This is a genomic window from Streptomyces sp. SD15, assembly GCF_054462255.1.
This window is the reverse complement of sequence record NZ_JBTLMO010000087.1, coordinates 1-22,331: the sequence shown is the minus strand read 5'-3', so window position 1 is coordinate 22,331 and position 22,331 is coordinate 1. Positions and strand designations below refer to the sequence as shown.

Annotated in this window: 22 protein-coding genes; 12 read left to right on the top strand and 10 right to left on the bottom strand. The window is 68.8% G+C overall.

Features of this window, described 5'->3' with window-relative positions; translation table 11 throughout:
• Positions 1–590 precede the first annotated feature (590 nt).
• The 3 genes from ACX28W_RS41760 to npdG are packed head-to-tail and all read left to right on the top strand — an operon-like array spanning position 591 to position 4,643.
• Entirely contained in the window at positions 591–3,236 is a 2,646-nt protein-coding gene (locus tag ACX28W_RS41760; protein WP_459005346.1) for a bifunctional FO biosynthesis protein CofGH, read from the top strand.
• A 5-nt stretch (positions 3,237–3,241) separates the two neighbouring features.
• Entirely contained in the window at positions 3,242–3,943 is a 702-nt protein-coding gene (gene cofC / locus ACX28W_RS41755) for a 2-phospho-L-lactate guanylyltransferase (RefSeq protein ID WP_459005345.1), read from the top strand.
• Entirely contained in the window at positions 3,933–4,643 is a 711-nt protein-coding gene (gene npdG / locus ACX28W_RS41750) for an NADPH-dependent F420 reductase (RefSeq protein WP_459005344.1), read from the top strand. The genes cofC and npdG overlap by 11 nt, the downstream gene beginning before the upstream one ends.
• Here the strand turns inward: npdG and ACX28W_RS41745 are convergent.
• A complete protein-coding gene (locus ACX28W_RS41745) occupies positions 4,630–4,890 on the bottom strand; it encodes a hypothetical protein (RefSeq protein ID WP_459005343.1) in 261 nt (86 codons plus the stop codon). The two genes, npdG and ACX28W_RS41745, sit on opposite strands and share 14 nt — an antisense overlap.
• A gap of 245 nt (positions 4,891–5,135) precedes the next feature.
• Between ACX28W_RS41745 and ACX28W_RS41740 the strand changes: the two genes are divergently transcribed.
• A complete protein-coding gene (locus ACX28W_RS41740) occupies positions 5,136–5,660 on the top strand; it encodes a TetR/AcrR family transcriptional regulator (protein WP_459005342.1) in 525 nt (174 codons plus the stop codon).
• 128 nt (positions 5,661–5,788) lie between these two features.
• On the opposite strand, the gene ACX28W_RS41735 is transcribed toward ACX28W_RS41740, so the two are convergent.
• The 4 genes from ACX28W_RS41735 to ACX28W_RS41720 all read right to left on the bottom strand — a co-directional run bounded on the left by ACX28W_RS41735 (position 5,789) and on the right by ACX28W_RS41720 (position 10,072).
• Positions 5,789–6,397, bottom strand: coding sequence for a TIGR03086 family metal-binding protein (locus ACX28W_RS41735; protein ID WP_459005341.1), 609 nt, complete (start codon positions 6,395–6,397; stop codon positions 5,789–5,791).
• Between the two features lie 492 nt (positions 6,398–6,889).
• Positions 6,890–7,798 (bottom strand): MBL fold metallo-hydrolase, encoded by a 909-nt coding sequence (locus ACX28W_RS41730; RefSeq protein WP_459005340.1) that lies wholly within the window; start codon positions 7,796–7,798, stop codon positions 6,890–6,892.
• A 193-nt stretch (positions 7,799–7,991) separates the two neighbouring features.
• Complete coding sequence (locus ACX28W_RS41725) at positions 7,992–8,609, bottom strand: flavodoxin family protein (RefSeq protein ID WP_459005339.1); 618 nt, start codon at positions 8,607–8,609, stop codon at positions 7,992–7,994.
• Between the two features lie 233 nt (positions 8,610–8,842).
• Positions 8,843–10,072, bottom strand: a complete 1,230-nt coding sequence (locus ACX28W_RS41720; RefSeq protein WP_459005338.1) for a Cmx/CmrA family chloramphenicol efflux MFS transporter — start codon at positions 10,070–10,072, stop codon at positions 8,843–8,845.
• A gap of 243 nt (positions 10,073–10,315) precedes the next feature.
• Between ACX28W_RS41720 and ACX28W_RS41715 the strand changes: the two genes are divergently transcribed.
• From ACX28W_RS41715 to ACX28W_RS41705, 3 genes are all read left to right on the top strand, one after another.
• A complete protein-coding gene (locus ACX28W_RS41715; RefSeq protein ID WP_459005337.1) occupies positions 10,316–11,212 on the top strand; it encodes a helix-turn-helix transcriptional regulator in 897 nt (298 codons plus the stop codon).
• A 45-nt stretch (positions 11,213–11,257) separates the two neighbouring features.
• Positions 11,258–12,556 carry a coenzyme F420-0:L-glutamate ligase gene (locus tag ACX28W_RS41710; RefSeq protein ID WP_459005336.1) on the top strand — a complete coding sequence of 433 codons (1,299 nt, stop codon included), beginning with the start codon at positions 11,258–11,260 and terminating at the stop codon, positions 12,554–12,556.
• A gap of 128 nt (positions 12,557–12,684) precedes the next feature.
• Positions 12,685–13,599, top strand: a complete 915-nt coding sequence (locus ACX28W_RS41705) for an LLM class F420-dependent oxidoreductase (RefSeq protein WP_459005335.1) — start codon at positions 12,685–12,687, stop codon at positions 13,597–13,599.
• 304 nt (positions 13,600–13,903) lie between these two features.
• Here ACX28W_RS41705 and ACX28W_RS41700 read toward each other — a convergent pair whose 3' ends face one another.
• The 3 genes from ACX28W_RS41700 to ACX28W_RS41690 form a co-directional block, all read right to left on the bottom strand.
• Positions 13,904–14,398, bottom strand: a complete 495-nt coding sequence (locus ACX28W_RS41700) for a TIGR03086 family metal-binding protein (RefSeq protein WP_459005334.1) — start codon at positions 14,396–14,398, stop codon at positions 13,904–13,906.
• A gap of 155 nt (positions 14,399–14,553) precedes the next feature.
• The gene (locus tag ACX28W_RS41695; RefSeq protein WP_459005333.1) at positions 14,554–15,459 is read right to left on the bottom strand and encodes an MBL fold metallo-hydrolase; all 906 of its coding nucleotides are present in this window, start codon (positions 15,457–15,459) and stop codon (positions 14,554–14,556) included.
• Positions 15,460–15,543: 84 nt separating this feature from the next.
• Complete coding sequence (locus ACX28W_RS41690) at positions 15,544–16,344, bottom strand: alpha/beta fold hydrolase (RefSeq protein ID WP_459005332.1); 801 nt, start codon at positions 16,342–16,344, stop codon at positions 15,544–15,546.
• 432 nt (positions 16,345–16,776) lie between these two features.
• Between ACX28W_RS41690 and ACX28W_RS41685 the strand changes: the two genes are divergently transcribed.
• From ACX28W_RS41685 to ACX28W_RS41670, 4 genes are all read left to right on the top strand, one after another.
• Positions 16,777–17,748, top strand: a complete 972-nt coding sequence (locus tag ACX28W_RS41685) for a GlxA family transcriptional regulator (protein ID WP_459005331.1) — start codon at positions 16,777–16,779, stop codon at positions 17,746–17,748.
• A gap of 157 nt (positions 17,749–17,905) precedes the next feature.
• Entirely contained in the window at positions 17,906–18,325 is a 420-nt protein-coding gene (locus tag ACX28W_RS41680; RefSeq protein ID WP_459005330.1) for a tautomerase family protein, read from the top strand.
• Positions 18,326–18,454: 129 nt separating this feature from the next.
• Entirely contained in the window at positions 18,455–18,856 is a 402-nt protein-coding gene (locus tag ACX28W_RS41675) for a nuclear transport factor 2 family protein (RefSeq protein ID WP_459005329.1), read from the top strand.
• 2 nt (positions 18,857–18,858) lie between these two features.
• Positions 18,859–19,884 carry an alcohol dehydrogenase gene (locus ACX28W_RS41670; protein WP_459005328.1) on the top strand — a complete coding sequence of 342 codons (1,026 nt, stop codon included), beginning with the start codon at positions 18,859–18,861 and terminating at the stop codon, positions 19,882–19,884.
• A gap of 272 nt (positions 19,885–20,156) precedes the next feature.
• Here ACX28W_RS41670 and ACX28W_RS41665 read toward each other — a convergent pair whose 3' ends face one another.
• Both ACX28W_RS41665 and ACX28W_RS41660 read right to left on the bottom strand, forming a co-directional pair.
• Complete coding sequence (locus ACX28W_RS41665) at positions 20,157–20,327, bottom strand: hypothetical protein (protein ID WP_459005327.1); 171 nt, start codon at positions 20,325–20,327, stop codon at positions 20,157–20,159.
• Positions 20,328–20,497: 170 nt separating this feature from the next.
• Positions 20,498–21,121 carry a TetR/AcrR family transcriptional regulator gene (locus ACX28W_RS41660; protein ID WP_459005326.1) on the bottom strand — a complete coding sequence of 208 codons (624 nt, stop codon included), beginning with the start codon at positions 21,119–21,121 and terminating at the stop codon, positions 20,498–20,500.
• 435 nt (positions 21,122–21,556) lie between these two features.
• On the opposite strand from ACX28W_RS41660, the gene ACX28W_RS41655 reads away from it, so the two are divergent.
• The gene (locus ACX28W_RS41655; protein WP_459005325.1) at positions 21,557–22,171 is read left to right on the top strand and encodes a flavodoxin family protein; all 615 of its coding nucleotides are present in this window, start codon (positions 21,557–21,559) and stop codon (positions 22,169–22,171) included.
• Positions 22,172–22,331: the final 160 nt, after the last annotated feature.

Sequence of the window (22,331 nt, the reverse complement as noted above, 5' to 3'; positions counted from 1 at the left end):
GACGCCGCCTACCCGGACTTCGTCACATACCGGGCCGGGACCGACCGCAACATCCCGCTCTTCATCCTCGAACCGGTTACCGACGAACACTGACCGGCTCCCACCCGGACCCGGCGCCATGACCGCCCGGGTCCGTCCCCGGCCCCGCAGGCGTGAGGCGGCATCCCGGCGGATGGTGCCTCTGCAGCCGCGCCGGTGCGGCAGGCAGCGGCAGCTGGTCCACGTCTTGGACTCGAGCCGGCACTCATCAGTGAGGCTCCATGCCGCATCTGGCTAGGGCCTGTCCGGCGGATCAGGTCGGAGGGAAGCGGCGGTGCCTTGTCGGCGCAGGTGAGCGGGGTCTGGTGCGTCGAGCTGCAAGGCGGAGGAGGGCGTCGACGCGATGAGGGTCCCCCTGTTCGAGCGAAGCCGAGAACTTGGGGGAGTCGGCAACCGACGACAACGCCGCAGCTCGGCGTGCCGGACCCCGCGTCTCCGGCATGATCCGCCGGACAGGCCCTAGCCTCCGCTCCAGACCGTCTGCGTGCCTTTTCTGCCTTCTGCCGGTTTCTCGCAAGTGGCATCTGACCCACAGGAAGTCCCTGAGCACCATGAGCAGTTCCCACGAAGCAACGGCACCCAACCGGCCGACCGCAAGCAGCATGCGCCGGGCCCTGAAGCGGGCCGCGGGCGGCGTCTCCCTCGATGTCGACGAAGCCGCGGTGCTGCTGCAAGCACGCGGGGACGACCTGGCCGACCTCACCTCCACCGCAGGGCGGATCCGGGACGCCGGTCTGGAGGCTGCCGGCCGCCCCGGAGTGATCACGTACTCCCGGAAGGTCTTCATCCCGATCACCCGGCTGTGCCGGGACAAGTGCCACTACTGCACCTTCGCCACTGTCCCCGGCAAGCTACGACGGGCGGGGCACGGGATGTTCCTGTCCCCGGACGAGGTGCTGGAGATCGCTCGCCGTGGCGCGGAGCTGGGCTGCAAGGAGGCCCTGTTCACGCTTGGTGACCGACCCGAGGATCGGTGGCCCGAGGCCCGCGAGTGGCTGGACGCGCACGGCTACGACGACACGCTCGCGTACGTGCGGGCGATGGCGATCCGGGTGCTGGAGGAGACCGGGCTGCTGCCACACCTGAATCCGGGGGTCATGTCGTGGACCGACCTGCAGCGGCTGAAGCCGGTTGCGCCGTCCATGGGCATGATGCTGGAGACCACGGCGACGCGGCTGTGGTCCGAGCCCGGTGGCCCGCACTACGGCTCCCCGGACAAGGACCCGGCCGTACGGCTGCGGGTGCTGGAGGACGCCGGCCGCTCCAACGTGCCCTTCACCACGGGGATCCTCATCGGGATCGGGGAGACCTACGAGGAGCGCGCGCAGTCGCTCTTCGCCCTGCGGAAGGTCGCCCGCGAGTACCACGGCGTCCAGGAGGTGATCGTCCAAAACTTCCGCGCCAAGCCGGACACGGCGATGCGCGGCATGCCGGACGCAGAGCTGGACGAGCTTGCCGCTGCGATCGCGGTTACCCGGGTGGTCCTGGGTCCTGCCGCCCGTATCCAGGCACCGCCCAATCTGGTGGACGCCGAGTATGCGCTGATGCTGGAGGCCGGCATCGACGACTGGGGCGGTGTCTCGCCGCTCACCCCGGACCACGTCAATCCCGAACGGCCCTGGCCTCAGATCGACGACCTGGCGCAGCGTACCGCCGAGGCGGGCTTCCGGCTGCACGAGCGGCTGACGATCTACCCCGAGTACATCCGCCGGGGCGAGCCCTGGCTCGACCCGCGGCTGCTGCCCCACGTCGATGCCCTGGCCGACCCGGAGACGGGTCTGGCCCGTGAGGACACCCTCGTGGAGGGCCGGCCCTGGCAGGAACCGGACGCGCCGCTGACCACGTCGGGCCGCACCGATCTGCACCGCACCGTCGACACCACCGGCCGCACCGCCGACCGCCGCAGCGATTTCGACTTCGCCTACGGTGACTGGGACGCCGTTCGCGAGAAGAGTGCCGCGCTCGGCGTCCCCGAGCGCCTGGACGGTGATGTCCGAGCCGCTCTGCTGCAGGCATCCGATGACCCGCAGAAGCTGACCGACGATCAGGCGCTCGCCTTGTTCCATGCCGACGGAGCGGCGCTGGACGCACTCACGCGCATCGCCGACGACGTGCGCCGCGACACGGTCGGCGACGAGGTGACCTATGTCGTCACCCGGAACATCAACTTCACCAACGTCTGCTACACCGGCTGCCGTTTCTGCGCCTTCGCGCAGCGCCGCACCGACGCCGACGCCTACACCCTGTCGCTGTCGCAGGTCGCCGACCGCGCGGAGCAGGCCTGGGAGGTCGGCGCGACCGAGGTGTGCATGCAGGGCGGCATCCACCCCGACCTGCCCGGCACTGCCTACTTCGACATCGCGAAGGCGGTGAAGGAGCGCGTGCCCGGCATGCACATGCACGCCTTCTCCCCGATGGAAGTCGTCAACGGCGCCACCCGCACCGGCATGTCCATTCGCGAGTGGCTCGCCGCCGCCAAGGACGCCGGGCTCGACAGCATCCCGGGCACCGCGGCTGAGATCCTCGACGACGAGGTCCGCTGGATCCTGACCAAGGGCAAGCTGCCCACCGCCACCTGGATCGAGGTCGTCAAGACCGCCCACGAACTGGGTCTTCGCTCCTCTTCGACCATGATGTACGGGCATGTGGACCAGCCCCACCACTGGCTGGGCCACCTGCGCACCCTGGCCCGCATCCAGCAGGAGACCGGCGGCTTCACCGAGTTCGTGACCCTGCCCTTCATCCACACCAACGCACCCATCTACCTGGCAGGAGTCGCTCGGCCGGGCCCCACCATGCGGGACAACCGCGCCGTGACCGCAATGGCCCGGCTGTTGCTGCACGGGCACATCTCCAACATCCAGACCAGCTGGGTCAAGCTCGGTACCGACGGCGCCGCCGAGATGCTGCGTTCCGGCGCCAACGACCTGGGCGGCACTCTCATGGAGGAGACCATCTCCCGGATGGCCGGCTCCAGTTACGGCTCGTACCGCTCCATCCGCGACCTTGAGGCCATCGCCGAGGCAGCGGGTCGGCCTGCCCGGCAGCGCACGACCCTGTACGGGGAGGTCACGGACGAGCGTCTCGCCGCCGGCAGGGTGTCGGACGGCCACCTGCCCGAACTGCTCCCTCTGGCCGAGGCCACGTCGTCCACGCCGCACACCCGGCATGCGGCGACCGCTCCTGGGGCGGAGTGAATACCGTGTCACCGATCTGGACCATCGTGCTGCCGGTGAAACCGTTCCCTCAAGCCAAGAGCCGGTTGGCCGCCTGGCGCGGCGCCTCCCGCACGCAACTGGCGCACGCCTTCTTCCAGGACACTCTTCAGGCCGTGCTCAAGACCACCGGCATTGGCCGGGTCCTGGTGGTGACGGGCGACGACCAAGCGGCCGCCGAGGCCCGCTCCACCGGAGCCGTGGCCGTGCCCGACCACCCGCCGGCCGGACTCAATGCGGCCATCCGCACCGCAGCCGCTCAAGCACACGTGCTGGGAGCGAGGGGCCCTATCGCGGTACTGACCGCCGACCTGCCCGCTCTACGCAGCACCGAACTGGGCCAGGTCCTGGCCGCGGCAGGCGCACACCCGCGGGCGTTCCTCGCGGACCACACAGGCCAGGGCACGACCCTGCTTGCCGCGGCACGGCCACAGTGGCTCGGCCCGTCCTTCGAAGGACACTCCCGCCACCGCCACCGTCTGGGCGGAGCCCACGACATCACCGGCCTGGATGTGCCCAGCGTCCAGCTCGACGTCGACACTCCTGACGACCTGCGGCTCGCCCTGCGACTCGGCGTGGGGCAGCACACCCGCGCCATCCTCGCACCGGCCCCCCAGACCGTGTCGCACCCCTCCCCACGCCACACTCCCAGCCCCCACCCCGAAGGAATCTCCAGCCATGGGCACTGACATCCCCTCAACGGCGGCGGCGCAGGCCGCGCAGCCGCACCGCGAGACCGCCGACATCTCCGGCCGGACTGTCGCCATCCTGGGTGGCACCGGGCCACAGGGACGGGGCCTTGCCTACCGGCTCGCCCGTGCCGGCCAGCCTGTGATCATCGGCTCGCGCACGGCGGAACGTGCCCAGACCGCGGCCGCTGAGCTCGCCCTGGGGATCACCGGCCTTGACAATGTCCAGGCGGCCCGACGCGGTGACATCGTGATCGTCACCGTGCCCTGGGAGGGGCATGCAACCACCTTGGAAGCACTACGCGAGGAACTCGCGGGCAAGCTCGTCATCGACTCGGTCAACCCACTCGGCTTCGATGCCCAAGGGGCATACGCCATCCGCCCTGCAGAAGGCAGCGCAGCAGAGCAGGCCGCCGCGATCCTTCCGGACTCCCGGGTGACGGCCGCCTTCCACCACCTGTCAGCAGTCCTGCTGACCGACCCTCAGATCGAGGTGATCGACACCGATGTCCTGGTCCTCGGCAACAGCCGCGCCGACACCGACACCGTGCAGGCCCTGGCCGCCCGCATCCCGGGCATGCGCGGGATCTATGCCGGCAAGCTCCGCAACGCCCATCAGGTCGAGGCTCTGGTGGCCAACCTCATTTCCGTCAACCGCCGCTACAAGGCCCACGCCGGGCTTCGTGTCACCGACGTGTAGGCGGCACACACATACACCCCCACCCGCCGCCCGCCGCGCCCCAGAACCCGCACATCATGTGTTCAGGCAAGTCAATGGAGTGGAGCGGGATCGCCGCCCGTGCGCTGCTCGCCGTGACGGCGAGCACGACCGCGACCACGGCGAACAAGCCCATGCCGACGAGCAGGACGGTGAAGGGGGCGCGGTCGGCGTTGCGTCCTCCGACGGTCAGGCCGGCCAGCGCGCCGACTCCGTAAAGTCCCAGCACGAGGGGTATCAGGCCCTCGCTGATGCCGGTGAAGGTGCAGGTTCCGCTTCAAGCCGTACATCGCCGGTGAGGCGGCGCTGCCATCCCGGTTCACCTCCAGCCTCGCGCCCTCCCGGCCCTGGCGGACCCCGTGCGCGCGCCTTGCTGACCCTAGGTCCAGGTGGTCCACCTTTACCGAACCCGTCGGGGCGCTGCGGGGGCTGATCCGCGAAAAGGGTGCCGACCGGGTCAGCGTCCCCCAGGCAATGGCCGCTGCCGGGCTGACCCACGGCGGCTTCTACCGCCACTTCTCCTCGAAGGACGACCTGATCGCCCCAGCGCTCACGGCGGCGTTCGCCGGACGCCGCCGGGCTATGGGCCAACTCGCCGACCAGCCCCCGTCCACCGGCACACACTCGGCCGACCGGTCGGCCCGGACCGCGTTCCTTGCGACCTACCTCTCCGAGCTGCACCGCGACAACCCCGCCCAAGGCTGCGCCGCCGCCGCTCTCGTCGCCGACGCCGCGCGCGCCGAGCCCGGCACCCCTGTACGCACTGCCTTCACCGCCGGCCTGCACGACCTCGTCGAAGGTTTTCAGCAGCTCAACGAGCCCTTGAACGACACTGACACGGACAGGGGTACCGCGCTCGCCGAACTGTCCACACTCGTCGGCGCCGTCCTCCTCGCCCGAGCCAGCGACGATGCCGCCCCCTGCCGGGACATACTCGATGCCGCGCACCAGTACCTGAGCAGCCGGACCGGATTCCCCAGCCTGACCACCAATGCGTGAGAAGCAACACGGCCTCAGCATGTGCCATCAGGTGTGACTCCTACGTGAGTCACACCTGATGCATGGCACTCCCCACACCACCGCACCGGCAATCAGTCTTGCTGGTCACACCGGATGCGGTTGCAGAACTATCGCGTGGGTCGACTCCAACGGGGGTCCCGGCCGGTCAGGCCCAGCGCGCGGTCAAACAGGGGCGCATCGGCCTCTTGCGGCACCTCGTCGCCGAGAAGGCCCAGGCCGCGCATGCGAGGTGCCTCACGCGTATAGGTGTCGAACGCGGCACTGGCCAAGGGCGCGGGGATGTCGATGGGCTGACCGGTGGCTACAGCCATGTCCCAGGCATGGATGGCGAATTCGGCGATGAGGATCCCGCCGAGCGCGGTAGCGGCCATGGGCGGTCCGCCGACGGTCGCCTCCCCTTCCCACGCCGCGGGCGCGGACCAGGCCCTCACTGCCGGCTCCGCCTTTTCAGCGATCAGCCCAGCCCAGTCGGACTCCGGTCGTCCGGCGAGAAAAGGCATCGCGTCGGCAGTCAGCAGGCTGGCATCCGGTGCCGCCCGGGTGCCCGCGTCCCTCGTCAGCAAGAGCATCATGGCGATGTGATTCACGAGGCCTCGCACCGTGAATTCCGAACACGGGGTCGGATCCTGGTACTGGTCCACCGACACACCGCTGACCACGTCAAGGGCCAGATCGATGCTCTGCGCCAACAGGTCCACCCTGGTCGATTGCGTCATACGGCGTTCCCTCCTTCTCTTGCCCCAAGCCGGGGCGAACGGTCCTGATTTGATGGTCTGTTGAACGATGTTGTATTTGGACGATGTTGTATGTGGTGATCGCACATTGGGCTGTGTATGGCGCTTCGCCCAAACGGCTTGTGGGCGACCGCCAAGCCGCTGATTCCGTAGTCCGGGGCGTCCGAGTCCGCCCGACGTGAGGGCCAAGAAGGGGCGAACACACAGTTCCGCGCCCTGTGGACCGGGCAAGCCGGTTTCCCGGTGCGCGTCCTGTCGGACGCGCACCGACTGCCCCCGGTCGGCTGAAGCCCATGGCCCGCAAGGGAACCGGGTCGGGCGGACGCCGGGGCCGAAGGCGGGTGATCGAGCCGGAGATCTCCTGGCCGTCCAGGCCCAGTCCCCGCCACGCCCCGGCAACGACCCGGCCTCAGACCTGCTGCGGCCCTGTGCCGCTACGGACACCACGTTCCCTCACCGCGCAGGGCGCTCGTCTCAGTCGAGGAAGAGGCTCCATGCGACGGCGTTGAGGTTGTCGGCGAGGAAGATGTCGGTCCCTCCCAGGCGCTTGTCATAGTTCGGCATCAGCTCGGCGGCGCGGGCGACGACCGCGTCCATCCAGACCTTCAGTTCGGCCTGCTTGTTGTTCGCCGGCACCTTGACGGCGGCCGCGGCCTCCTTCAGGTCGACCGTCCGCATCGCCTCGGCCGCGGACTTGCGCAGGTCGTTGATGTAGTCACGGTTCGTCGCCACGTCCTCGGGCGTGCCGTACAGGGACATGTGACCGCTCACGACGGTGTCGAAGTCGTACTCCAGCAGCTGGTCCATGGCCTCGAAGTACGCGGGCACGTGGGCGGAGAAGACGAGGCGGAAGAACGGCGGGTTCTTGACGGAGAAGCTGTCGATCGCCGCCATGGTCCTCAGTTCCGGGACGTGGATGAACAGGTTGCCCGCCTGGTGCCAGTCGCCCGTGTAGTCCAGGGTGAACCGGGTCCCGTCGATGTCCAGCGCCTTGTGCGGACCGCTGAAGGTCACGTTCGGCAGGGGACGGCGGTCGTCGCGCGCCTCCTCGATGAACCGGCCGGTCAGCTCGTGGCCGATGATCTGCAGACCGTCCCGGTTGAGCTGGTGAGCCGCACCGATGTGGTCGGCGTGCGAGTGGCTGTAGATCAGGTGTGTGAGCGGCTTCGGGGTGACCGACTCGATCGCCGCCAGCAGATTGTCGCCCCCCAGGGCCGGAGGAGCGTCCACCAGGACGACACCGTTCTTGGTCTCCACGAACATCGTGTTGACCATGCCCTGAGTGACGCCATAGGCGCCGCCGCCCAGATCGGTCACGACGAACCCGGACTCCGGGATGTCCGGACCCAGGGCGAACTCGGGCATGGGCTTGAATGCGGTCATCAGTGATTTCCTTTCCGTGCCACCCGTCCGACAGACGGGTGCATTGGTGTGACAGTGAGTGGAATGATCGAGGGCCCTGTTCGGTCACAGGCCTCAGGGCCCGCGGCAGTGAGGTCCTCGATCACGGTGATGGGATGTCAGGCCCGCACGGCCGCTGACTGCCGTGTGGTTGCCTGACCAGTCCGGTGGTCGTTCAGGCGGCGGCCGGACCTGCCAGAGTGGCGCGGCCCGCGACAAAGGCTGCGGTCTGCTCCGCGACGCGTGCCCCGAGATGTTCGGCCGTGGCGATGTCCGAGCTGTGGACCGTGTCGGTTCCACCATCCTGCGGGGTCGAGGCGGCCGCGCCGATCCAGAAGCCGAGCCGGTTGAGGTCGTGCTCGCCGGCGTTCAGGGCGTTCCAGCCGGGGGCCAGGCCCAGGGTCACCCAGATCATGCGGTGCTGCGCCGCGAAGGCGGCGAGGAAGGCCAGCGTGTTCGACTTGTCGCCGCTCTTCGAGGCCGAGTTGGTGAAGCCGGCGGCAATCTTGTCGGCCCATGCGCCGTCGAGATACCGACGGCTGGTGGCCTCTGCGAACTTGTGGAAGCCGGCGGACGCACCACCCATGTAGGTGGGCGTTCCGAAGATCACGGCGTCGGCGGCGTCGAGTTCGCTCCACTGTTCATCGGTGGTGGCGTCCACCGGGATGAACGCGACGTGCGCACCAGCCTTCTCGGCGCTGCGCCGTACCGCCTCGGCAAGGACGGCAGTGTGGCCGTATCCGGAGTGGAAGGCGATGGCGACGCGCGGCTGCGGAATGACGTCTTGGGACATCAGGGCTCCTGATCTCAGGGTTTCTTCAGAGTTCCAGTGCGTGATGGAGTCCGCCGGGTCGGTCGGTGTGGCGAGCCGCGAGGGGGTGGTTCCACAACGCGCCTTGGCCCACACTGCCGGTCCTGCCGGACAGCTGCGCGCCGGCCTGGACGGCCGCACCGCCCTTCGGACCTGGGCGAATGGAAGACTCCTCGTCGCCGGGTCAAGCAGATGCCGGCGGGCTGTGTGGGGTGTCAGTGGGTGGCGGCAGTGGCCTGCTGCAGGTCGGGGATGGCCGTGAGCAGTCCGGCTCCCGGCGTGACCGTCTGGACCTGGTGGCGCCGGGTGAGGTGGCGGTCCAGCAGCGTGCTGCCCATGGCGGTCACCGCGAAGGCTGCGCCGATCCAGGCGGTGCCCGCCAGTCCGAGTCCGGTGTCGATGACGAGACCGGAGACGATGGGGGCGGCGGCGATGCCGATGTTGAAGGCGGCGATGTTCACGGCGCCGCCCAGCGTTCTGGTCTCGCCCAGGATGGAGAACACCCTGGCGTTGACTGCGGGGGTGACGGAGAATTCGGCCGCGCCCAGCAGCACCACGAGCGGGATCGCCGCCCATGCGCTGCTCGCGGTGACGGCGAGTACGACCGCGACCACGGCGAAGGAGCCCATGCCGGCGAGCAGGACGGTGAAGGGGGCGCGGTCGGCGTTGCGTCCTCCGACGGTCAGGCCGGCCAGCGCGCCGGCTCCGTAGAGTCCCAGCACGAGGGGTATCAGACCGTCGCTGATGCCGGTGACGTCCTCGAGGAGGGCGCCGAGGTAGGCGAAGATCGCGAAGTTGGCGGCTACGGACAGTGCGGTGGTGGCGTAGGCGACCCACAGCCGCGGCACCCTCAGCGAGCGCAGCTCCGTGCCCAGGCGGGGCTGTGCCGCCGTGGTGTCACGGCCGCCGGGCAGGACGACCAGCAGTGCGACCGCGGAGAGCGCGGTGAGCGCGGCCACGGCCCAGAAGGCCGCCTGCCATCCGGCGTGCTGGGCCAGCAGAGTGCCGGCCGGGACGCCGATGATGGTGGCTACGCTCAGCCCTGAGACGACCACCGATATGGCCCGGCCGCGCTTGGCGGCGTCCACGAGCGAGATGGCCGCGACCGAGGCCACGGCCCAGAACCCGGCATACGCCATGGCCGATACCACGCGCATGACCAGCAGGAACCCGAAGTTCGGGACGAGTGCGGCGGCGACATGGGCGGCGATGAAGACGAGCTGGAAGCCGATCAGCGCGGCACGGCGCGGCATCTTCAGGGTGGCCAGGCCCAGCAGGGGCGCTCCGGTGAACATGCCGACGGCGAAGGCGGACACCAGCAGCCCGGCGGAGGAGAGGGGGACGTCGAGATCGAGGGCGACGGAGGGCAGCACCCCGGAGAGCATGAACTCCGAGGTGCCCTGAGCGAAGATGCCCAGCCCCAGGACATAGATGACGAATGGCATGATCCAGCTGCTCCGTAAGATGGTCGAACGGCTTCCGCTCCGCTCCCTACGGTCACTGCACGCAGGTGAGGGCTCCGCTTCAAGCCGTACATCGCCGGTGAGGCGGCGCTGCCATCCCGGTTCACCTCCAGCCTCGCGCCCTCCCGGCCCTTGCGGACCCCCCGCGCGCGCCTTGCTGAACCTAGGTCCAGGTGGTCCACCTTCACCGCACCCGTCAGAGCGCTGCGGGGTAACACTGGACACATGGATCAGAACGGTGAACTGGGTGACTTTCTGCGGTCGCGGCGGGCCCGTCTGCGCCCCGAGGATGCGGGGGTGGGCTTCAGCGGCGGCGCGCGCCGGGTGCCGGGGCTGCGCCGCGAGGAGGTCGCACACCTGGCCGGGGTGAGTACGGACTACTACGCCCGCCTCGAACAGGGCCGCCACCCCCACGTCTCGGAGACGGTGCTGGAGGCCGTGGCGCGCGCTCTGCGGCTGGACGACACCGAACGCGGCTACCTCTTCGAGCTCGCCCGGCCCAAGACACCCGGTCCCGGCCGGCACCGACCGGCCCGCGTGCCGCGGGTGCGGCCGGCGGTCCACCGCATGCTGGACGTCCTGGACAACGTCTCTCCGGCCCTCGTCATCAACCACCGCAGCGACGTCCTGGCGGCCAACCACCTCGCTCACGCCCTGATCACCGACTTCGACGCGCTCCCCTACCGCGAGCGCAACCTCGCCCGCTTCGTCCTGCTCCACCCCGCCGCCCGTGATCTGTACACGGACTGGGAGAAGGCCGCCGAGACGTTCGTCGCCAGCCTGCGCCTGGCGGCCGGCCGCCACCCCGACGACCCCCAGCTGAACGAACTGGTCGGGGAACTGTCCATCAAGGTGCCCGAGTTCCACACCTGGTGGGCCAGCCACCGCGTGACCCAGTGCGCCCACGGCACCCAGCGCCTCCATCACCCCGTGGTCGGCGAGCTCACGCTGTCCTACGAAACGCTGGCCCTTCCCGCCGATCCCGACCAGACCATCTGCCTCTACACCGCCGAACCCGGCTCCGCCTCCGCGGAGACGCTCCGACTGCTCGCCAGCTGGAGCACCCCGGCGGGTGCGGAAGCGTCCTCCCCATCCGGGCACGGCACGGCGCACCGGAACTGACCGTCCCGGTCAGTTCCGGTGCGCCTCCAAGGAGGTGCGCGGAGCATGAGTGCCTACCAGGTTTTCGGGGTTGACGGTCTGCCAGAAGTGACAGCGGGCGACGACCTTGCCTCCTTGTTGCTGGCCACCGGGGTGAGCCTGGCCGACGGCGACGTGCTGCTGGTGACCTCGAAGGTGATCAGCAAGGCCGAGGGGCGCCTGATGCACGCCGCCGACCGTGAAGCGGCCATCGACGCGGAAACCGTCCGGGTCGTCGCTCGCCGGGGAGCGACCCGGATCGTGGAGAACCGGCAGGGGCTGGTCATGGCCGCTGCCGGGGTGGACGCCTCCAACACGCCGCCCGGCACGGTTCTGCTGCTGCCCGAAGATGCCGACGCCTCCGCTCGTGGCCTGCGCGAGCGGCTGCAGAAGATGACCGGCCTGCGGCTGGCCGTCATCATCACCGACACCTTCGGACGGCCCTGGCGCAACGGACTGACCGATGTCGCCATCGGCGCGGCCGGCATCCAGGTGCTCGAGGATCACCGAGGCCGCGTGGACGGACACGGCAACACGCTGGAGCTGACGGTGACCGCGACAGCCGACGAGCTGGCCGCTGCCGCGGACCTGGCCAAGGGCAAGGCCAGTGGCACTCCCGTCGCCGTGATCCGGGGCCTGGCCCATTTGGTCATCGCCAGCGACGGAGAAGGCACCCGCCCCCTCATCCGTTCGGCCGATGAGGACATGTTCCGCCTGGGCACCTCCGAGGCGATCCGTGAGGCGGTGACCCTGCGGCGCACCGTGCGCGAGTTCAGCAGCGAGCCGGTGGACACCAAAACCATCCGCAGAGCTGTCGCCGCAGCCCTCACCGCTCCCGCTCCCCACCACACCACTCCCTGGCGCTTCGTCCTGGTGGAATCGCCACAGACACAGACCCGGCTGCTGGATGCCATGCTCGCCGCCTGGCAGCGCGACCTTGCCGGCCTGGACGGCTGGGACGAGACCCGGATCGCCCGACGCACCCGCCGCGGCGACGTACTGCGACATGCCCCGTATCTGGTGGTGCCCTGCCTGGTCATGGACGGCTCGCACACCTACCCCGATGCGCGCCGCGCGGCGGCCGAACGGGAGATGTTCGTGGTTGCCATGGGTGCAGCAGTTCAAAACTTCCTCGTCGCCCTCGCCGGAGAGGGCCTGGGCTCCGCCTGGGTCTCCTCCACCATGTTCTGCCGCGACACCGTCCGCGAGGCACTGGACCTACCGTCCGGATGGGACCCGATGGGAGCCGTAGCCGTCGGCCATCCCGCCGCACCCCCGCCGGCCCGCCCACCGCGTTCACCGGAGGCATACCTCACTACCCGCTGACCCTCCCCCGCCCCCAAGGCGGCGCACCAGCACCCTGTCCGCGCCCGCCCACAACCGGCACACGCGTCACTCGCACACGAATCGGACCGCAGCACGAGCAGGCTGGGCCTCCCCGCAAGGAGCAGACGATGCACACCCCGCACCCCACGACACCGAAGCACGCCGCAGGCCGCTTCGGTATCTTCAGCCACGAGCTGCGCTCCGAAGACCCCACACAGCAAGACCAGTTGCGAGACGCGGCGGCCGAACTGGAGGAACTCGGTTTCGGCGCGGTCTGGCTCGGTGGCAGCAGCAGCGTGCGCCACGCGGCTCATCTGGCCGAGTCGACCGAACGCATCCTGCTGGCCACCGGAATCCTCAACATCTGGTACGAGGCCGCCGACACGGTAGCCCGGCAGCGGGCCGAGCTGGAGCGTGCCCACCCCGACCGGTTTCTCCTGGGCCTGGGCGCGAGTCACGCGCAGCTGGCCCAGAACTACCAGCGGCCCTACTCCACGATGGTGGAGTACCTCGATGCCCTCGATGCCGCCGCCACGCCCGTCCCCGCTGAGCGCCGGATCCTGGCGGCGCTCGGACCGAAGATGCTGCGTCTTGCCCGCGACCGGGCCGCCGGCGCCCACCCCTACCTGGTCACCCCTGAGTACATCGAGCAAGCCCGCAGCGTCCTGGGCGACGGACCGCTCCTGGCTCCCGAAGTCACCGTCGTCCTGGAAAGCGAACCCGCCAGGGCCCGCGAGATCGCACGCGGCTTCCTCGATTACTACCTCCAACTGCCCAACTACGCCGTCAACCTCGAGCGCCTGGGCTTCACCGACGACGACCTCACCGGCGGCGGCAGCGACCGTCTGGTCGACGCCCTCGCCGTCTGGGGCACCGACGACGCGATCCGCACCCGCCTGGCGGAGTTCCACACCGCCGGCGCCGACCACCTGGCCCTGCAGATCATCGCCGGAGAGGCACACGAAGCCCTGCCACGCGCCCAGTGGCGCCACCTCGCCGACATCGTCGGCCTCACCGCAAAGAGCGCACAGCCGCATACCTGACGATCACAAGATCCCGTCCGCTGCCCGGTCACGCCCGGAACGTCGGTCCCCTGGGCCACGGAGAGCATCGGCGCCAGGCCTCCACGCCGCGGTGGAAGTAGCCCCTCCGTCTTTGACGCAGGGGCTGACCGCTGGCGAGGGTCTCCAACGGTGCGGCGATTGGCTTAGCGAGGCCGCGGAAAGCTGATTCTGGCTCGGGCGTAACCATATGGACTGCCTCTCGGTCTACCTGACATACACGCCGCGTGCTTGAAATGCGCGCGGTCCCCGCCACTGGCATCGTGCTTCACCTGCGGTGATCGGTTCAGCGTCCGGCGGGGCAGCGATCCCAGGGTGTGCCCGACTCGAAAGAGCCACGGGCTCTGCCCAAGGATCGGCCCGTGGCTACTGCCGTGTCCCATGCGTGGATGGCGAATTCGGCGATGAGAATCCCGCCGAGCGCAGTGGCGGCCATGGGCGGTCCGCCGAGGCTCGCCTCCCCTGCCCACGCCGCCGGGTCAGACCAGGCCTTTACTGTCGGCTCCGCTTCGTCGGCCAGCAGTAGTGCCCAGTCGGACTCCGGTCGTCCGGCGAGGAAGGGCACTGGGTTGGCGGTCAGCAGGCTGGGGTCCGATGCCGTCCGGGTGCCCGAGTCCCTTGCCAGAAGGAACATCATGGCGATGTGGTTGACGAGATCCTTCACCGTGAACTCCGAACACGGGGTCGGATTCTGATACTGGTCCACTGGCGCGCCGTTGACGGCGCCCAAGACCAGATCGATGCTCTGTGCCAGCAGTTCCGCCCTGGTCGGTGACATCATGCGGTGTCCTTTCTTCTCGCGCCTCAGGCCGCGGCGAACGTTGTTCGACCGTGTACGGCAGGGCCAGGGGTGCGGTCTGCGCATGCCCGCGCGACCTCGCCTTCCCCCGGAGATCGAGTCATGGGACGACCAGCCCAACGCCGAACAGCCGGCCTTCAGTCGATGAAGAGGCTCCATGCGACGGCGTTGAGGTTGTCGGCGAGGAAGATGTCGGTCCCTCCGAGGCGCTTGTCCCAGGGCGGCATCAGCTCTGCTGCGCGAGCGACGACCGTGTCCATCCAGACCTTGAGTTCCGCCTGCCGATTGCCCGCCGGCACCTTGGCGGCGGCCGCGGCCTCTGTCAGGTCGACCGTCCGCAGCGCCTCGGCAGCAGAGGTCCGCAGGTCGCGAATGTACTCACTATTCGTCTGCACGTCCTCGGGAGTGCCGTACTGGGACATGTGACCGGTCACGACGGTCTCGAAGTCGTACTCCAGCATCTGGTCCATGGCCTCGAAGTACGCGGGCACATGCGCGGAGAAGACAAGGCGGAAGAACGGCGCGTTCTTGACGGTGAAGCTGTCGATGGCCGCCATGGTCTTCTGTTCCGGGAGGTGGATGAACAGATTGCCCGCCTGATGCCAGTCCCCCGTGTAATCGAGGACGAACCTCACCCCGTCGATGTCCAGCTCCTTCCGCCTCCCGCTGAAGGTCTCGGTGGGCAGGGGCCGCCTGTCGTCATGCGCCTCCTTGATGAACTCGCCGGTGAGCTCATGAGAGATGATCTTCAGGCCGCGCTGGTCCAGCAGGTGAGCCGCCCCGATGTGATCGGCGTGCGCGTGGCTGTAGATGAGGTGAGTCACCGGCTTCGCAGTGACCTCCCCGATGGCCGCCAGCAGCGTGTCACCCAGGGCCGGAGGAGCGTCCACGAGGACAACACCCTTCCTGGTCACCAGGAACATGGTGTTGATCATCCCCTGGGTGACGCCATGGACACCGCCACCCAGGTCAGTGACAACAAAACCGGACTCAGGGATTTCCGGACCCTGAGCGAAATCAGGCATAGGCGCGAACTCGGTCATTGTGATCTCCTTTGAGGCTGGTTGCCGCCTCGTGCTCGCACCCCGCCGGGTGGGTGATGCCGCCCGGCCGAGGACCACGAGGTACTACAGGCGGGCGACGAACGCGCTGATGTGGGAGGCGACCTGGTCGGGCACCTCCAGTGGTGACAGGTGGCCGGTACCGTCGAGTTCAGTGAGGGTGGCAGTGGTGATCAGAGGAAGCAGGTGTTCGCGCAGGATCTGCGGCGGGTCCACTTTGTCGTCGCTGCCGGCCAGCACCAGGACGGGAACGTCGATCGCGCCGACCCTGTCCGTGAAGTCCTCGACCAGCGCCTGTCGCGGCCACGCCATGCGGGCCGCCTCGCCTGCCCGGGAACTGTCCTCGTGCACCTGCCGGCGCACCTCGGCGGACAGCTCGCCGTGGGTCAGTACGAGATCGATGCTTTGGTCGATGGTCTCGTCGTTGTCGTAGGCGTGCGCCAGCGCCTCCTGGAACTCGTGTGTCACACCGATCGGAGCCGGCGGGGCGGGTGCGACGAGCACCGTGCCCTTCAGTCCGGCGGGGCGGCGGGAGGCGAGCGCTTGGGCCACCTTTCCGCCCATCGAGTGGCCCACCACGACGTATTCGCCGTGGCCGAGCTCGTCTATGACGCGCTCGGCGTCGTCGGCGAGCTGCTCGATGCCGTAGGGGCCAGGAACCTGGGTGGACTCACCCCAGCCGCGGTGGTCGTACGAGACGAACGCCTGCGCGGCGCTGAGGCGCTCGATGACCGGTCGCCAGGTGCGGTGGGAGCCACCCCAGTAGTGGAGGAAGACCAGGGCCGGCCCGTCGCCCTCGCGGACGTGGCCGTAGATCCGCCCGTTCTTCACGTTGAAGTACCGGCCGATCGGGGTGTAGGTGGTCACGGCAGTCGGGTTCCTTACCTGGGCCGGTGCTAAGCCGCTCTGCTGCGGCTGCTGCCGGCGTGAGCCCCGGCGGCTGGGCCATGCTGCTCATGACTCGATCGTCGTCCGGCCTTTCTCGATCAACCACAAGCTCGTATGCCACCCTTCGCAATTTTCCAGACACGCCCACGGACGGTCACTCGCTGGCCAACAGAGCCACGTCGCTGCTCTTCGGTGACCACGGCCGTTGGCTGCGATCACGCTGGCGGCTTTCCCCACTGCTGCGCCGATACGGCTGCTCGGGTTGCTGGGGCATTGAACTGATCCGGCACACCGTCACCCTCCCGTCTGAGTTCCGCACAGCCGACGCATTCACCTGCCATGGGCCGCCAGACGTTCCTGCGGTACCCGGGCTCAGCCTGTCCAGAAAGTTATGGTCGTAGCATTAGAGCCATGGCTCCTCATCGCGTCGCGGTCCTGGTGCTGCCCCTCGTACTCCCCATCGATCTCGGCATCCCCACGCAGATCTTCAACGCGCGGCCCAACACGCCGTACGAGCTCACGGTGTGCAGCGGAGCCCGTGGCAGCGTCACAACCAGCACCGGGTTCACCGTCGGAGGCACAGCAGGGCTGCCGGCCCTGGCCCGGGCGGACACGATCATCGTGCCCGGCTACTGGGAATATCAGCGGCCACCGGCACCCGAGGTCACGGCGGCCCTGAAACTTGCCTTCAGCCGGGGCGCCCGCATCGCCTCCATCTGCACCGGCGTCTTCGCACTGGCCGCGGCCGGGCTGCTCAACGGCCGTACGGTGACCACGCACTGGGCCAGCGCCGACGAACTCGAAAAGCTCTACCCCCAGATCCGCGTCGACCGCAGCGTCCTCTACATCGACGACGATCCCCTGCTGACCTCCGCGGGCGTGACCGCCGGCATCGACCTGTGTCTCTACATCGTCCGCAAGGACCTCGGTGCTGCCGTCGCCAACGACATCGCCCGCGAACTGGTCGCCGCACCGCACCGCGACGGCGGCCAGGCCCAGTACATCGCCCAGTCCCTGCCCGAACCCACCGCTCACACCCTCGCCGACACCCGCGACTGGGCCCTGAGTCACCTCGACGAAACCCTCACACTAGAGGTTCTTGCCCGGCACGCTCGCGTTTCCGCCCGCACCCTGGTCCGCATGTGGCGCCAGGAAGCCGGCATCACCCCGCACCAGTGGCTGCTCACCGCACGCATCAACCACGCCCGCGAACTTTTGGAAGTCACCGACCTCGGCATCGAACAGATCGCCGCCCAAAGCGGCCTCGGAACCAGCACCAACCTCCGTGCTCGATTCCGCAACGCCCTCGGCACCACACCCTCCGCCTACCGGCAGGCCTTCCAGCAGACAACCACGGCAGGGTCCCAGCCCCGCCAGAAGTGAAAGCCAAGACCCTGCACACCGAGGTGAGACAGGTCGGCCGTGGCGGCTCAGATGTCCCGAAAATTACGAGGCGTGGCACTGAACACCGTCGTTGATCGTCGCGACTCCGCCGAGGATCGACGGCAACGGCACCTCTTCACAGATTCGGACCACTGCCATGCCGATGCTCGACGTGTATGCCCTGAAAGGGGCCTTCAGTGATAAGCGTGCCCTGGCCAAGGATCTCGCTGAGGCCATCATGAGATGGGAGAAGGTGCCGGCGATTCCCTTCTTCACCGACAACACCGCCGCTTTCATCCACGAACTGGAGCCGGAGGCGTTCTCCACCGCCGGGGGCGGCAGCAACAGCGTGCGCGTCCACGTGACCACCAACGCGGGCGCACTCAACCGCGAACAGCAACTCGGACTGGTGAAAGACATCTCCGCCCTCATCGCCAAGGCAGCCGGAGACGCTTCCCTCGCAGAGCGCACCTGGGTGGCACTGACCGAGGCCGTTCCAGGCGGCTGGGGCATCGGCGGGCACGCCTACACCAAGGAGATCGTGCAGACCGCAAGGAAGCTCCTCGGCAAGGACTGAATACCCGACCGACCGGAGTAAATCCCAAAACTCAGGCGACACCCGGTCAGCGGTGCGCGGCTTGACCGGCCAGTCTTCCAGGGTGCTTGCGCCCATTTCTGCAAGCGGCAGATAGAAGGTGATTACCCCATGAGCACCGTCGAAGACAGGAACAAGGCCATCGTCCGTGAAGCTTTCGACGCTCTGTTCAACAAGCGGGACTACGCCGCTGCCGAGCAGTTCTGGTCCCCCGACTACATCCAGCACAGCGCTCGCATCGCGCCCGGCCGGGAGGGGCTCTTCGACCTGGTCAAGAGCCTCCCGGCGGAGCTGAAGCACGAATGCGAGCTGATCATGGCGGAAGGGGACATGGTCATGGTGCGCGGGCGCTTCTCAGGGCACGGGCAGCCCGCCCCGTGGATCGCCGCCGACTTCCTCCGGGAGGACGGCATCCTGGCGGAGCACTGGGATGTGATCGAGGAGGAAGCCTCCCGAAAACAATCCCTGAGCGTCCTGCCGATGTACGGAGACAACTTCCCCGAGGAGCGCTGAAGATGAGTACCTATCGAGTCGCGCAGGTGACCGCCCCGAACGGCACGTTCGAACTCGCCGAGCGAGAGGTGCCACAGCCGGGTTCCGGCCAGGTCAGGATCGCCGTGGAGGCATGCGGTGTCTGCCACACTGACGCGGCTTTCGTGAGCGGCGGGCTACCGGGCGTGTCGTTCCCCGAGGTACCCGGGCACGAGATTGCCGGGCACATCGAGGAGCTGGGCGAAGGCGTTCAGGACCGTGGATGGCAGGTCGGTGACCGGGTCGCGGTCGGCTGGTTCGGCGGCAGCTGCGGGCACTGCAAGCCCTGCCGGGAGGGCGACTTCATCGTCTGCCGGAACCTGAAGGTACCCGGGTGGGCGTACGACGGAGGATTCGCTGAGAAGGTGATCGCGCCCGTCGACGCGCTGGCCCGGATCCCCGACGCGGTGTCGTCGAGCGACGCGGGGCCGATGGCCTGCGCGGGCGTGACCGTCTTCAACGGGCTGCGGCGCAGCTCCGCCCGCCCCGGAGATCTGGTCGCGGTGCTCGGCCTCGGCGGCCTCGGCCACCTCGGGGTGCAGTACGCGGTCGCGATGGGCTTCGAGACCGTGGCGATCGCCCGCGGCCCCGAGAAGGACGACTTCGCCAAACAGCTGGGCGCCCATCACTACATCGACAGCACCTCCGGCACCCCGGTCGCCGAGGCCCTGCAGTCCCTCGGCGGCGCCAAGGTCGTCCTGGCCACCGCAGGCAACTCCGAGGCCATCACGGCCACCGTGGACGGCCTCGCCCCCCGCGGGGAGCTCGTGGTCATCGGAGCGGACACCGCACCGATGGGCATAAACCCGGCCCAGCTGCTCATGGGCGCCTACGTCGTCCGGGGCCACCCGGCCGGCACCTCGCAGGACGTGGAGGACACCATGGCGTTCAGCGCGCTGCACGGCATCCGGCCGATGACCGAGACTGTGCCACTGGACCGTGCGGACGAGGCCTACCAGAAGATGCTCGCCGGCAAGGCCCGCTTCCGGATGGTGCTCACGGTCGGCTGACACCCGTCAGCCGGTACGGCTCTCCAGTCATCCCGCCTCGGCAGATTCCCTCGCTTCCGAGGCCACCCGGCCGAGGCGCATTCTGGCAACCCCTGCCCTGGTCCGGCTGTCCCGGGCTTCGTCCTACTGGCCGTGGGACCCGCCGGGCCCCGCCTCCGGAAAGCTGCGCTCGTGCCGGCAGCCGCGGACCTGGGTTGAGCAAGACGCGCGCACGGGGTCTGCAAGGCGAGGTTGGATGCGAGCCGCGATGGCAGCACCCCCTCACCCGCGACTTACGGCTGGAAGCGGGCCCCCACCATGGTCCGGGGCAGGTGCCCGGTACGGATGATGCCATCGCCCTCGCGGGAAGGCCCGGTCTCGGCATGGTGCAGCAGGTTCTCGATGTGCCAGTGGTTCCTGATCCAGGCGGCGAGTTGCTCGCCGTTGGCTTCTCCCGGCGGCACTGAATGATCGGGTAGACGCGCTCGATGGTGAGTTGCCGGTGTCCAGCTCGCCGTGCCGGCGCACGACTTGGAGGACCTGGCCGGCATCGGTTGGTCGAGGTGGCGGAAGGCGGCCGGTTTGAGGCGGCGGATCTCCATGCGTCCTGGCTGGCTGACCAACTGCCGCCGCCTCAAGCACACGAGCGAGGTGGGTCTGCTCTCGGAATCAGGGCCACGGCGGATCGCGCCGCCTGCTCGAGCGTCGCCGCGTCGACATCCGCCTTGGCAATGGAATCGATGCCCCGGATGACGCTCAGCAGCAGATACCCCAGAGCCGAGGAGTCAACATGGTCGGCCACTTCCCCTGCGTCCTGGGCGTCGCGGATCGCGGCCGCGAGGACGCCGGCGAGGTCGTCGAACGCGCGGCGGGCCGTCTGTGCCACCTCCTCGTCCTCACCGGCGCGGTCCGCGGTGACCTTGGTGAGGAAGCATCCGCGGTGGGGCGACTCGCCGGCGAAGGCGTTGGCGAGGGAGACGAGGTAGCGCTCGAGTCGCGCCACCGGCGAGGCAAGCACCGCTTCCGGGCCGCCCTGCAGCTGCTCGCGGGCCTGGGCGACGAGGTCCTGGCAGTAGTCGGAGAAGACACGCACGTACAGGTCGTGCTTGTTGCCGAACGCCTTGTAGATGCTGCCCTTGCCCAGCCCGGTCGCTTCCATGAGGTCATAGGTGGACGTGCCGGCGAATCCGGTCGTCCAGAACCGGTCGCGTACGACGTTCAGCACAACGGCCTCGTCGAAGCCTCGCTTTCTCCCCATACCCCCTAGGGTACGTCATTGTGGTCCGCCTGGACCACAACGACTGGTGACTCGCTCGCCACGCTCGACATTCTCCCGGCTGCACCCCCGCCCGAGCGAGGAAACACAGGCCCCACCCCTGCCGGAACGCGGTCGCCCACCCCGCGCCGAACACCGGGACAGCACGGTCAGGCGTCACGCAGCAGCAGCAGTAGCAGCCACTTGCTCGCCAGCCGGCGAATGTCGCGGCTCGGACCGGCCCCATCCAGGTCCTCCGTGACCGGTTCCGCCGAGGTCCGCGCACGCGACTGTTCCCGCCGCAGCGCGCCCAACACCACACCCGCACACTCCGCCGGGCATCTAAACTCCTTTTTACATTTGGACACCAAAAGAGGTTTGGTCTACTTTAGATACCACTCGGAAACCCGCTTCATTCGACATACCAAGGAGTCCCAGATGTCCCAAGTTGCTGTCCCCCAGCCGCGCGTAGTTGTTGCCTTCCACTCCGGATACGGACACACCGCCGTCCTCGCCGAGGCGGTCCAGCGCGGTGCCGAGAAGGCCGGCGCGCACGTGACGCTCCTCGCGGTGGACACCGTCACCGACGAGCAGTGGCACCAGCTGGACACGGCGGACGCGGTGATCTTCGGGTCGCCGACCTACATGGGCGGCGCCTCCGCGGGCTTCCACGCGTTCGCCGAGGCCAGCAGCGGCAGGTACCTCAACGGCACCTGGGCGGACAAGATCGCCGCCGGCTTCACCAACTCCGCCTCCAAGAGTGGGGACAAGCTCAACACGCTGAACTTCCTGGCCGCCTTCGCCGCCCAGCACCGCATGATCTGGGTGGGCCTGGGACTGGCCCCGGGCTGGAACGCCCTCCAGGCCAGCGAAAACGACCTCAACCGGCTCGGCTTCTGGGTCGGTGCGGGCGCCCAGACCCCCCAGGACGGTGGGATCGAGACGGTGCACGAAGCTGACATCGCCACCGCCGAACACCTCGGGGCGCGGGTCACCGCCCAGGCCGCGGCCCTTACCGCCGGCCGGGCCGCCCTGGCCGAAGTCACCGCCTGACCCGTCCCGGCACCCCCCGTCCCCGGTGCCTCCGAAGGCCTTCTGATGAAGAGTCTTTCCCTTACCGGGACCGCGAGGATCCTCACGGTCCGTGTCATGAAGAACGACCAGGAGCACACGCAATGCCTCTGCACGGTGAGTACGAGCCCAGCGCCACCTC